Source organism: Ligilactobacillus ubinensis (genome assembly GCF_024160875.1).
GTDB classification, from domain to species: Bacteria; Bacillota; Bacilli; order Lactobacillales; family Lactobacillaceae; genus Ligilactobacillus; species Ligilactobacillus ubinensis.
The window spans coordinates 16,800-29,008 of record NZ_JAIULA010000010.1; the positions used below are offsets into that span (position 1 = coordinate 16,800).

Here is a 12,209-nt window from a genome sequence, read left to right on the forward strand (position 1 = left end):
AGCACCTCTTAAGCTAAAACCTGTGCTTGAAATACTTCATCAGCAGCGGCAAATGCAGGCAATGCAACAGCAGAAGCCTTTTCCCATGTACCGATCGGATCGTGTGATTCTGTGTAAATCATGTCATACACATTACCAACTGAACTTACTTGAGCTGAACCGTTAAATTGTGCTAATTCTTCTGGAGTTGGTCCAAACACTTTGTTGCCTAATGGGTCATCATTCATCAATACGATGCGATTTTCAGGGAAGTAACGATATGATTTACCTGAACCATCTTTATACTTTTGATCGTATGTGCGAATAATTGGTAAGCCTTGTAATTGCATAAATGCATCAAAATCAGCTTGGCCAAGTGCACGTGTTGAAGTACCGAAGATTGCTTGCAACACTTTAGCATTAGTGGTAATAGCACGATATACTTTGCGACTTGTCAAAGCACGTGTAGGAGTAATATCCAATGCGTCGCACCAACGTGTAATGTCCCCTAAAATATCAGCAGTATCTGTATCCCATAAAGATGTCCCAGATAAAGCTTCTTGATGTGAAGCGGGAACACCATAATCAAGTGGGATGCTCAATTTTCCGTTTTCATCAGCTAGAGTAGTTTTCCCTGTTGCTAGTACTTCCATAGCTGTTTTTTCAACACGTGCTAACACCCCTTGATTAAGTACATCAAAGTCATTGAACACATGTTGTTTTAGGTATGCTGCTTCTGCTGGTGTTCGTGGGTTAAGCAAAGCATACAAATCTTGTTCTTTAATCTGCATTTTGCGTTTGATTAAAGCCAATTCAATAACTTTTTCTGAAGCTGAACGGCTACCAATTTCTGCTTCTGCATCAAATGCGGCCACAGAAGCAATAATTGGTGTTCTATTCATCCGATTAAGCACGTCAACGGTCAATGAATTAACCTTAGTAGCTGGGAATAATTCATCACCTAAAAATGGTGCATACTGGCGATTTAAAGAATAATCAATTAAATCGTGTTGTGAAAATAAATCTCCGATTGTTGTCATAAATTAAATTCCTCCTTTGATTAAGACCCACTTGTTGTTGAAGTAGCTGTTTCATCAACAAAAGTAATTTTTGTTAGTGCCGTAATAGCAGTGGCTGCCGGTTCAACTGGTAATTTCTTACCAAAAATATAGCCTTCTACAATCACACCGACTGGTTGTGCACCGTCTGTTACGTCTACTTCGTCAATGGTTACACCTTCTGCGCTAGCATCATTAGTTGGATAAACGGTACCAGCTGGTATTACTTTGCGACCACGTCCATCAGTTGTTACTGCATAGCTAGTTGAATCAACTTGACGTGGAAATGAAATAAAATGAGATGAAGCTAAAAAATTAGTTTCATTTACTGTTTCTGTTGCTCTTACATAAGCCATATCTTAAATTCCTCCTTTATTTTGTAGCCCATAAGCTGGACTTAACTGGCTGTTGTTCCTTGTTAAATTGTTCTGCGACTGTTGCTCCATTAGATTTTTTTACACTATTTGCCCCGCCAGTAACCGTTGTACTTGAACCGGCAATACGTTTATCAATTGCTTTTTGTAAGCTTTCACTGAACACTTTTGAAACGCTTTTGTACGCTTCTTCAAGCTGTTCATCATCAGCTAGTACATCTGCACCAAAAACACTGATTAGACTTGTTGGCAAGTCGTCTGAACCCAATCGCTCAGTAATCTTTGCGCGATTTTCAACTACCTTAGCATGAGTCTGTGACTCAGCTAACTGCTTTTGAAGTTGCTCTTTATCGTACTGAGCTTTTTCCAAGTCAGTCATTTTTTCATAAGACTTCTGTTGCTGTCCTTCGATAGCTTTCTTCTCATCGTGCGTCTTAATCGCACTCTGAATTAACTTATCAGTGTAGGCTTGCAATTCCTTCTCATCAGCAAATGATTTAAATGGTTTGACTTCAGTCTCAGTGCTTTTAGTTGATTCTGTGCTTTCTGTTTTAGTGGTTTCAGTTGATTCAGTACCGGCATTGTCAGTACCTTCTCCACCTTCGTCAGCAAACATTTGTAAATTCATCTTTAGTAGCTTTTTTGTCATTGTTAAAACTCCTTTCGCCCACGCATTTCTGCTAATTCAGTCCACAAAAAAGCACCCCATGCATTGCTTTCGCCCCACACATTGTGCTGATTCTAAAGTGGTATCTTTAGCAGACCCACGCATGCTATTTGATTTAAGCAGTTTAGTGACTTGCTTGGGTCAAAACAGTTAAACTATATACCAATCACTGGAAAACATATCTGTTTGGCTTGCTAGCCATCCTACTTGAGTTACATCATTAGATGTTTTAATTGCTAATACTCCAGGTGCAAAATCACCAAACTTATTTTTTGTAATAAATTCAGTTAATTCCATGCCTCCAATTAAGAAAACATACTGGCCTTTTCCATTCCACCCTCGACGAGCAATTTTTTCACCATTTTTTACGGCTTCTAACGCTTCACCGAAATCCATGCCTTCTGTGTTTGCATTTATAGTTTCACCAGTAATTTGCCCTGCGTCAATAGTCACACCATTGGTTCGCTCTGCGAAAGCCTTATTATCAATCATGGTTTCACCAGTAATGTGAATCTTTTTGCCTTCAACCAATATATCTTCTGGACTAGCGTTAATTTGCTTTACAATATCGTCCTTGTCAACTTTTAATTCCAAAGCATTAACCAGTTGTACGACTGTATTATTTGTAGTCGCTAGAGCTAGTTTTAATTGTTCAATTTCTGCATTTAGTTTAGCAATATTAACCACTTCATATTCTGATGTTTCAGCATTTAATTTACTCATGTTATTTTCCTCCTAAAATAATCTACTATTTAACACATAGCTGTGAGATATAAGACCACTTCCTTAAAGTAATATGGCTATAAATACAAACACCCAAAACGTTATACATAAGGCTATTAAACAGCCACATCCACAGCAACGAATGTTAATCACCAACCCTTGCAACAATGTTGCCCATCATGTCCATAACCACTGTTTCTTCTTTAGGTCTTGAAGCACGTTTAACGTGTCTAATCTTCGAAATGCCTTTACGGATTCTCTTAGCTTTGTTTTCAAAATCAAAAAGTATTGTATTATCATCAAGCTTTATTAATGTCTTGTTCGTTTCAACAGTCTTCATACTTACAATTTGCTTTGGATTAAAGCAAAACGCTCCTTCATTTGAACTGAAAATTGTATTCGGCATTTCTAGAATATCTTTAGTTTTACGTAATGCAAGCTCAACGTTTTCAGCTGACACACAATTTACGAACTCAAAGCCATCTGACATTTTTATAGTTGTGTCATACATTTTCATGATTTATTTTCCTTTCTGGTATCATTAATTATCTGTTCCCAATCCTCGTAAGTCTTACTTTGGTCAATCTTGAACGTTTTACCAATGTTAGGATTGTTAGCTGTACGTGTCCCTGTGTACTTGCTATTAGCAAAATGCACTACTGCGACAGAACGACAATTGACGTGCAGCGGTGGCACTGTCTTGCCAACCTCTGCCTCACTTACTGGATAAACTTTTCCATCAGCATTCCTGCATATTTGTGAAGTTCGATTATCAAGAATAGCAACTATTTCAAACTCCTTAATTCCACGTTGTTTCCAACCTGCTACCTTAGTGGTATTGTGGAAATAATTAGCTTCTGTTCTAATTAACCGCTTAGCGTTAGCCATACCACTGCCAAATTCATCAGATAACGCCTTAGCCATGTCACGTTCACTCATACCAGACATCTGTTGTGCGGTAAACAATTCTTTTAGCCTAGCTGCTAGCTTATCAGTGTTGCCCCAGATACGTTGTGAGTAGTTTTTACCATAAAAAGGTGTATCAAGTGCAGCTTTAACATACTTTCCAGACAGCTCTTTAAAGCTTGTTATTGCCTTATCTGGCACAGCTTTAACCTTAGTAATCTCTTTACCCGTTTCGGGATTTAAAATGCTAACTTCCTTAGCTTTTTTGTCAATCTGGGGCACATAGCCTTTTTCAAATAGCTGCACATCTTTGCCAACATCGCCAATAACACCCTCGGCAGTCGCCTCATTCCAAGCTTGCTGGATAACTTTTGTATATAAGTCAGTCGATTCTTGAATTTCCACACTAGACACTTGCTTGACAGCAATATATGACTTAGCTTGTAACTCTTCAAGGCGTGTTATTCGTCCTTTAGCAGCTAACGCAGACAAATAATCAGTAACTTGTTTCTTTGATTCACTATCAGTAATATTATTTGCTAATGCTCGCAAAGTCACCAGTTCAGTAGGGCTAACACGAGTATTCAAGATTTCTACTGCTTGCTCTTCGGTATAATCGCCGTTAGTGAAGTATCTGCGGTATATCTGTTTAACTTCACCCTGCAAATAATTTTGAGCGCGAATATAAGCAGCTGCAATCGTAGGAATGCTATCATTAGCAGCTTCATGTGACTTTTCCTCATTACGTATCGCACGCAACTGCCAATAAGTTAATTTCTGATTGTCTGCCAATGATCACACCCCCTGATTATCCAAATGCATAGCCAGCTATACAATTGCGATCAAATTCTGCTTTTCTTTGCACTAAATCAGATTGAGAAAAGTAAGTGAATATCAATTTTTTACTTTCTTCTATAATTTTTACATCTTTAAATTTTATATTTTGCCCGTTGTGGAACCAAATCGTTAGTGACTTGTGTACCTCGTTGGAATTTACTAATTCGTCAATCGTAGTGTTGCCTAACTCTGCAATTTTTTTTAATCTTTTTTTATTAGGTAAATGTTTGTTTCTTTCCCAATTGCTCACTAAAACTCTGCTACCTTTACCATCCTGTCCATCAATGGCAATTATAAACTCATTCATAGTCATGCCTAAATCTAAGCGGACTTTTCTTATATTTTCTCCTATTGAAGACTTTTTCATAATATGCACCCCCGAAAATATGCTACAAATACTCACATCTGTAGCGTACTTTATTCTAATCAAATAAAGCTAAAAGTTAATACAATTAATATTTAAGGGTTATTGTGTATTTGTCAATAGTTATCTATGTTTATCTTCAAATTTTTGGGATACCGATCTTCTATTTGCCTGAGGCTATGCACTAGCATTTCACATAACACCTTATTCTTCTCATTTGGCTCAATCAAGCTAACAGAAATACCATCATCGTCATTCAATGTTGCATTGCTTAGCTCGTTAGTAACGGCTTGACTTAGTACTGACACTGCCGCACATACGATATCTGAACCTTTAGCAGCAAATTGTGCATGACCACTAATGTCATAGCCGATTACATCTTTTTTGTGCAAATAAAAAACAGCTTTAATCATGATTTATCACCTGATTCCTGCTGTTTGTCTATCACGTTTCCATTGTCATCAACAGTTTGTCCTTCAGTTTGAGACGTACCGCCTAAAATTTCGTCTTGCATTTTAATATTATCTTGCTTTTCTTGATTTAATTCTTTAATCATTTCGTCCGGGTCGTTTTGACCAGGTAACCAACTTAACGCAACTTTCTGTGGTATCACGCCATCTGCATTCTTAATATTATTGATAATATCAGTCATATTGACTGGAATATTTGGATTAATGGAAATAATCGCACCAGATGCATCACATTGCTGCCCTTTAAATGTTAGTAAGTTCTGAATTAACTGTAATCTCTGACGAATGCCTTTTGTTAGATAACGTTCTTTAGTAGCTAACAACTGATACAATCCAAATAGTTTATACTTCATAGCTTCGCCGGAGCTTACACCTGAAAAGTTTTCATCTAGCATATTAGGAACATAAGTCATTTGGTGGATATCGTCTTTGATTGATTTAACCAGAACTTGAATCTGTGATTCATCAAACGACTTAGTCAACCACTCAACTGCTGCTGCATTATCGCCCGTTTTAGGTGGTGCATAAATCATAGTGTGGTCTTTATCAACGTTAATGTCATTGCCCTTTTCATCAGTTAACGAAAAACCATAAACCACTAGCAACGCATCAATAAAATTCCTTTTATCAGTGATTCGGTCAGATTGAAGCTCGTTATATGCGTCAATCAAACTAATTGCCTGCTCGAAATCGCCTTGTTTTTCCTCATTGTTTCTGTAGCTTATCAAAGGCACATCGCCAAAGTAATGTTGAGTAACTTGTGGATATCCATCAGCGATATTTGTGTCAGAAAGTTCATATCCCATTTTAGTACGGTAAGCAATAATGCTTTTCTGCGTGTAAACAGTAATTAAATAGCCGCTGGGATTACCAAGTAAATCTAACTTTTGCACATAATGGATTCCGAATAGCGGATTTTTGTCAATCGTATCATCTGTCACTAGCACACAGCCACGAGGGTCAATCTTCTGGATAGACAGTGTTGGCGTGCCATTGCTTTGTTTAATATAAAGTAGTTCATAACCACAGCCATACACACTTAAATCTTTTTCTAATTCTGTATCATGTGCCGATATGTCCATATCATCTAACTGTTCTTGAATTGGCTTAATGTTTTTGCTTTGGCCCGCTGCAATAGCAATAGGATTACCAGTTGTGAAACCGACATTCATATCCGTGATGTATTTAGCGTGGTTAATCATTACTTTTTCATTTGCTTTGCCTAAGCTACCGGTCAACTGACGCTTAAAAATATCTTGATTACCTTCGTAGTAATCCTCTAACCAATTAAAACGTTCAATTCTTACCTTCTGTGCATTGATTGCGTAATTAATAGCATCATAACTTGGGTCATTAACATCACCAATTAGTGTTGGATCAACAGCCACATTTGAACTTCTTTCACCTTTAAAATTTAGTAAATCTATCGTAACCACCTTCTTTATCTCATCCATCTTGGTTTAACTACTGCTTGAGCTTTACTTAATTCGTTATGTTGGCTAAAAATCGCATAACGCACAGCGTCTTGAACATCGTCTGACTCTTTGACGGGTAACCCCGACTTCTCGTCCCAAATATATTGATATATTTCTTCAAGAAACTTATCAACGCTTTCTTCAACAACAAAAAAGCGGTTGTCTTTCATCAGCTTTGCAACTGATTCGATACCACTTAGTACTGATTTATTTGCATTAAAAATATTAAAATGCTCACGCCTGAAACGTGCAACGTGCTCTGGGCGAGCGGAATCAGACCACATGCGAATGCGTGAGCCGTATCGCTTGCAGATGTCCTTAGCAACGTTGACCCAATAGTCTATTTCTTCATGTTGTCGAGTATGTTCTTCAACTAAATACGTATTGCCTTGGCTATCGTCACCCATCAATACTATCGTGCCCTTATGTTCGTAGCCCCAGTCAATGCCGACGTAGTATGTTAAATTACCAGGTAATTTTGACTTAGGAATAAGCATTGTATCTTTGTTAAAGTCGCGATATACCATGCCTTCACCAGACACCCACAAACCTAAAATGCTACGATCGTAAAACATGCCGCTTGGCGTTCCAGCTTTCATATGCTGAACATATTCAGATGGTAGGAAAGTGTTGTCGTCGATTGTAAAATGATAGCTAATAATGCCTGCTTGTGTATCTTTGTTATCGATGTAATCTTTCTTGAGATAATGAGTAGGAACATCCGGATTAGTATCACATACTATTCGAGCGTGTGGCGCTGAACAGCGATTAAGGATTTCATTAAACACTTCTTCATTGGCTAAACTAGCTTCATTAACATATGCACCAAAAGCCGTACTACCACGAATAGCACCCAAACCAGCAATGCTACCGGTGAACGTCTGAATAACTTTAACACCGAATAGTTTAAACGAATTGTGCTTATCAAATTTAAATTGCATGTCGTACTTGTTAGTTAATTCTTGCAACACATTATTCTGCAATGACTTACTAGAATAACCAGCCAATATATACATTGGTTCTGCGATATCTAATTCATCAGCGAGCTTTCTAACACGTCTTAGTTCAAACAAGAACACATCATTATCCACAACAGTCTTGCCTGAACGGACAGCACCATAATTGATCAGTAACCGCCAATCCGTACGTCTTAATGATTGCAGTACTTGAATCTGCTTGTCAGTATATAAATCACTTATCATTTTCATCACCGCCTAACGTTTCGTCTATCTTATCCAATAACTTAGACACTTTAGCTTCTGTATCATTACCATCATCATTCAAAATACGTGCTTTAGCTTCGAGGATACTAAGTTGTTGATCCATTAAAGCTAGCTTCTTTCTACGCTCGTCTGTTTCATCTGCAATCTTAACGAATTGCTTTATCAAATTTCCTAGCGTCGTTTGTGCCCTGGATAATGCTTGTAGATAATTAGCTTGTTTGTCCCAGGCGTATTGATATTGTCTAACTTCTTTAGTCTGAACTGGCTTACCGGTCTTTTTACTTACAATTGCTGGATTCAGGTCTATTTCCGTAACATCACTAGTCATATCAAACTCACTAGCCACATTCATGATTTTTACTGATCGAATGATAGCAGCATACTGAATCATAATGTTATTCCAAATTATATCCTCTGGCTTAGACGTATATATTTCTTGGACCAGCGCACGAGTATCTTCAGGTAACCATTTAGCAAATAGTCCATGGCTTACTGCATTCTTATTACCCTTTGGTGGTGAAGCATGTGGGTTACCTGGATTGCCTTTAGCATACTGATTACCTTTCATAGAGGAACGTTCCTTTTTTTTAGTAACGTTACCCTTTAAATCGTTGCTCCATTTGTCTAATGATTTCCATTTTCTAATCTGCGTTGGATTAATTCCAAGTTCATCAGCGATTTCTATTAATTTCTTCTTTCCGCCAGAATCAAGCCACATTTGTCTCGCTTTCTCTCGCTTCGGATTTCTTTTTCTAGGCATTCATATCCACCACCTCCTGAAAGTGTTTTGTTTTGCGTACAAAAAAAGCAGCTCAATGGCTACTATTATAAACTTTCGTTCATTTCTTTTAATTCTTTGAATGTGCTACTAAGTGTAGCATATTTGTCTCCATTTTTATATTCCTTGTATAATTGACAAAGCTCATAGTTATCCTCAATCATTTCATCTTTAGAAAATTCTCCTATTTCTTTTATAGCATCTTCTAAAAAGTAATATTTGCCTTCATCAAAATTATATCTTCCCTTTTCATTAACTTTTCTATTTGATACTTCAAAATAACCTATTTCACTTGCCGGACTATAAAATCTAATAATTATTTTTTTAATTTTGCAACTATCATTCTCGTCTTCAAACCAATAAGATGGTAAAAAAGTTACAATTTGGTTTGGATATACTCCCTTAAAATTCCAGTGTTCAAAATCAGTTTTGTCTTTACCACATTTGTAATTTAAAATCAAATCGAAATTATATATAACATTATTAGAAATATTCTGTATGCAAATATATGCATCTTCACTATTCTTTTTTTTTAAATTAAGGCTATATCCACTTCCTTCTAGATTTTTCTCTTTCGCAAATACAATAGTTTCATTATTTGGACTAGTTGTTGTTGTAAGACTAAATCTTGGCCTTTTATTAATAATGTTTAATGCTCTCTCAATATTTTTTTGTTTATTAACCTGCCAAATAACAGCAAAAATAGCACCTATAGCTCCGAGACCACTTACCCAATCAGCTACTGAACCCCATTCTATTTTGGAGAACCAGATAGAGGTTTGTGGCAATACTATACCCATAAAAATAATAGTTATGTTGAGAATTAACACATCACTATTTCTGGTCTCTTTATTCCACCATTTCTTAATTTTTCTTGTCATATTTCTATACTCCCCACTATAAATATTTCCTAAATTATACACCAAAAATAGCAACCATCACTGATTGCTTAGAAAAATAATTATTATGGATACATGTAATTGCGTGCACACTCTCATGCATACACGCTAATGCGCGATATATTTATCTTGTAAACAAAAATAGCCCACCGAAGTGAGCTAGTGTTATTCATTCCATCAACATGGAATATCTTCAAAGAAAATGAAATTGAAAGAAATATTTTGTTTGGCTATCTGCCAATGCAAGCATGTGGTACTGCCCCACACGATATTTCTAACCCAGCCACCCGATCAAGACTAACTGGAACCGCTTAGTATACTTGCGTGTATCCCTACTGCTATAGGGATATATCCTAGATCATGCTAGGCCACTTATCTTAAAAAGGAGGTTTTACTATGAAAATCAATACCTATCCGTCACCATCGGACAATATCATTTTCTCACATTCCTCAATCAATAGTCTGTCAATATTCAATCAACTTTCTGTCACTTTTCAATCAAAAATCAATCAAATCTCTGTCATTTCCAAAAACGAGTAACTTTCCACCTCGATATGCTTCTGCAAACATCACTAATACTTTTTTTAATTCCCGATAAAACGTTGCCTCTGACCAGTTGTATTTTATGTAAATCTTATAATCAACTAATCTACGTTTGCTTAAATATTTATCGTAAATCAACGCTCTTTCGTCTGCATTTAGTGAATTGTAAGCTTTAAGAATATCATCAACAACATTCCTAGCTTCTTCTTGAAGTATCAAATTATCGTCAATACGGTTATGATTAACATTGCTATGCGTAATTGGTTCAATGCTATATGTTGCAGTCACTTTTGGTTCATATCCAGCGCAAGCTATTCTTAAACAGCTTCTGTATCGCAATAGCAAATCATCTGCTTTTTGTCTAGTTTTTTCTGTATCAACTTCCCTAAATAAACTTAGATTCACACCATACAGCCCCTTTGTGTTAATATTATATTGTGATGTATCTACTAGGGATAGTAGGTGCTTTTTTGTTGCTTCCACGTAATCACCTCACTTTCTACTCGTCTCCTAATCGTTAACCCATGGATAGCTATTAAAACTTGCTCCAGTGCCTGTGTATGGATAATGCCATAAATTGTTAAATTCAGATTCCGTTTCAACCTCAACAATTTCATGTGCTCCTGTTTCAACGTTGCGTACTTCGATATTTTTGTGCATCTACTCATCTCCTAACTTTCTGCCACATTTAGAGCAATAATTAATTTGACTGCCACAATTTTTGCAATATAAACAACTGCTCCGACTTAAACCATCATATAATTTTTCTCCACTTTCTAATTATCTCCCACGAAAGTCACTATCAATGAATAACTAAAATATTAGTGTTATACTTCACTTAAGAAAGGGGAATATGAAAATGAACAATAGTATAAGATTTAATTGGATTTACTTATTTATATTCATTATCGTTATTGAAGTTATTGGTAGTTTATCGGCGCTATTTGCTGGAGATATTAAAAGCATTTACAATGGCCTAAATCTTCCTGTCTTATCACCGCCAGACTATTTATTTGGAATTGTGTGGCCCATACTCTATGCTCTTATAGGAATAGCAGGATATTTAATTTATTACACTCCATCTATCCAACATGATAAAGTTATTAATTACATACTCTTTGGATCCCAATTAGTTATTAACTTTATTTGGAGTATTATCTTTTTCAAATATGAAGCGTATTGGCTTAGCTTTGCTGTAATAATTGTCCTTGATTTAATTGTTTTACTCTGTATCATTAATTTTTTCAAATCAAGCCAATTAGCAAGTATCTTGTTCGTTCCTTATTTTGTATGGATTGTATTTGCATCATATCTAACAATTGGTGTAGCTATGTTAAATTAACAGCTTAGTCGTCTGATGGACGGCTTTTTTTCTAATCTCCTATTTCAATTCATTTACGATAACTGTTGTATTATCACCAAAATAGATATTATGTTTCATGTTTTGCTGGTCTATATATTGCAATGAACGGCTACTATGTGATATATCAAATTTTCCTTTAAAATGCATTATCGCTTTTCCATCTGCGTTGTAAACTGTTATTTCTCGTTCAATTCCATTGCTGGTTTCTGACTGAACATTTTTTACAGTTCTAACTCCAGATGCTGTGTCGGTAAAATACCAGTATGAACAACCTCCAATACCAAATATAATAATTACAGCTACTATGACTAAAGTTATTATTCCTTTTTTCATTATTCAACCTCCATATATTTCAAATAATTTTCTAAAAATCTAACTTGCTGCCAAACATATGCCTCTTTAGCTTCTTCATCGTTATTTCCAAGTTGATTACTCTGCATTCTTGTAAAAACATCTTTCAGAACCACCGAAGGAAAGTTATGTTCTTCAACAAGTCTGCTTAATGCCATATTTGCGGTTTCACTCATTATTTGTCCTCCAGTTCACCGTA

Annotated in this window: 17 protein-coding genes; 1 reads left to right on the forward strand and 16 read right to left on the reverse strand. The window is 36.2% G+C overall.

Features of this window, described 5'->3' with window-relative positions; all coding sequences use genetic code 11:
- Window positions 1–8 precede the first annotated feature (8 nt).
- From LB941_RS06235 to LB941_RS06300, 14 genes are all read right to left on the reverse strand, one after another.
- Complete coding sequence (locus LB941_RS06235) at window positions 9–1,019, reverse strand: major capsid protein (protein WP_253360404.1); 1,011 nt, start codon at window positions 1,017–1,019, stop codon at window positions 9–11.
- Window positions 1,020–1,039: 20 nt separating this feature from the next.
- Window positions 1,040–1,393, reverse strand: a complete 354-nt coding sequence (locus LB941_RS06240) for a hypothetical protein (RefSeq protein ID WP_253360405.1) — start codon at window positions 1,391–1,393, stop codon at window positions 1,040–1,042.
- A gap of 16 nt (window positions 1,394–1,409) precedes the next feature.
- The gene (locus tag LB941_RS06245; RefSeq protein ID WP_253360406.1) at window positions 1,410–2,060 is read right to left on the reverse strand and encodes a capsid assembly scaffolding protein Gp46 family protein; all 651 of its coding nucleotides are present in this window, start codon (window positions 2,058–2,060) and stop codon (window positions 1,410–1,412) included.
- A 168-nt stretch (window positions 2,061–2,228) separates the two neighbouring features.
- Window positions 2,229–2,801, reverse strand: a complete 573-nt coding sequence (locus LB941_RS06250; protein ID WP_253360407.1) for a DUF2829 domain-containing protein — start codon at window positions 2,799–2,801, stop codon at window positions 2,229–2,231.
- 145 nt (window positions 2,802–2,946) lie between these two features.
- Complete coding sequence (locus LB941_RS06255) at window positions 2,947–3,318, reverse strand: hypothetical protein (protein WP_253360408.1); 372 nt, start codon at window positions 3,316–3,318, stop codon at window positions 2,947–2,949.
- The gene (locus LB941_RS06260; RefSeq protein ID WP_253360409.1) at window positions 3,315–4,499 is read right to left on the reverse strand and encodes a minor capsid protein; all 1,185 of its coding nucleotides are present in this window, start codon (window positions 4,497–4,499) and stop codon (window positions 3,315–3,317) included. Before LB941_RS06260 ends, LB941_RS06255 begins: the two co-directional genes overlap by 4 nt.
- A gap of 16 nt (window positions 4,500–4,515) precedes the next feature.
- Window positions 4,516–4,911 (reverse strand): helix-turn-helix domain-containing protein, encoded by a 396-nt coding sequence (locus LB941_RS06265; protein ID WP_253360410.1) that lies wholly within the window; start codon window positions 4,909–4,911, stop codon window positions 4,516–4,518.
- 113 nt (window positions 4,912–5,024) lie between these two features.
- Complete coding sequence (locus LB941_RS06270) at window positions 5,025–5,321, reverse strand: ribosomal-processing cysteine protease Prp (RefSeq protein ID WP_253360411.1); 297 nt, start codon at window positions 5,319–5,321, stop codon at window positions 5,025–5,027.
- Window positions 5,318–6,832, reverse strand: a complete 1,515-nt coding sequence (locus LB941_RS06275; protein ID WP_253360412.1) for a phage portal protein — start codon at window positions 6,830–6,832, stop codon at window positions 5,318–5,320. Before LB941_RS06275 ends, LB941_RS06270 begins: the two co-directional genes overlap by 4 nt.
- Window positions 6,820–8,055, reverse strand: a complete 1,236-nt coding sequence (locus LB941_RS06280; RefSeq protein ID WP_253360413.1) for a PBSX family phage terminase large subunit — start codon at window positions 8,053–8,055, stop codon at window positions 6,820–6,822. The genes LB941_RS06275 and LB941_RS06280 overlap by 13 nt, the downstream gene beginning before the upstream one ends.
- A complete protein-coding gene (gene terS / locus LB941_RS06285) occupies window positions 8,045–8,836 on the reverse strand; it encodes a phage terminase small subunit (RefSeq protein ID WP_253360414.1) in 792 nt (263 codons plus the stop codon). Before terS ends, LB941_RS06280 begins: the two co-directional genes overlap by 11 nt.
- Window positions 8,837–8,901: 65 nt before the next feature.
- Entirely contained in the window at window positions 8,902–9,735 is an 834-nt protein-coding gene (locus tag LB941_RS06290; RefSeq protein WP_253360416.1) for a hypothetical protein, read from the reverse strand.
- 516 nt (window positions 9,736–10,251) lie between these two features.
- The gene (locus tag LB941_RS06295; RefSeq protein WP_253360418.1) at window positions 10,252–10,779 is read right to left on the reverse strand and encodes an ArpU family phage packaging/lysis transcriptional regulator; all 528 of its coding nucleotides are present in this window, start codon (window positions 10,777–10,779) and stop codon (window positions 10,252–10,254) included.
- Window positions 10,780–10,806: 27 nt separating this feature from the next.
- On the reverse strand, window positions 10,807–10,956 hold the full coding sequence (locus LB941_RS06300) for a hypothetical protein (RefSeq protein ID WP_253360420.1): 150 nt from the start codon (window positions 10,954–10,956) through the stop codon (window positions 10,807–10,809).
- Window positions 10,957–11,155: 199 nt separating this feature from the next.
- Between LB941_RS06300 and LB941_RS06305 the strand changes: the two genes are divergently transcribed.
- A complete protein-coding gene (locus LB941_RS06305) occupies window positions 11,156–11,638 on the forward strand; it encodes a TspO/MBR family protein (RefSeq protein ID WP_425270509.1) in 483 nt (160 codons plus the stop codon).
- Between the two features lie 39 nt (window positions 11,639–11,677).
- On the opposite strand, the gene LB941_RS06310 is transcribed toward LB941_RS06305, so the two are convergent.
- Window positions 11,678–11,992: a beta-sandwich lipoprotein gene (locus LB941_RS06310; RefSeq protein WP_253360424.1), complete on the reverse strand. Its 315-nt coding sequence runs from the start codon at window positions 11,990–11,992 to the stop codon at window positions 11,678–11,680.
- Window positions 11,992–12,186 carry a DUF6877 family protein gene (locus LB941_RS06315; RefSeq protein WP_253360426.1) on the reverse strand — a complete coding sequence of 65 codons (195 nt, stop codon included), beginning with the start codon at window positions 12,184–12,186 and terminating at the stop codon, window positions 11,992–11,994. The genes LB941_RS06310 and LB941_RS06315 overlap by 1 nt, the downstream gene beginning before the upstream one ends.
- Window positions 12,187–12,209: the final 23 nt, after the last annotated feature.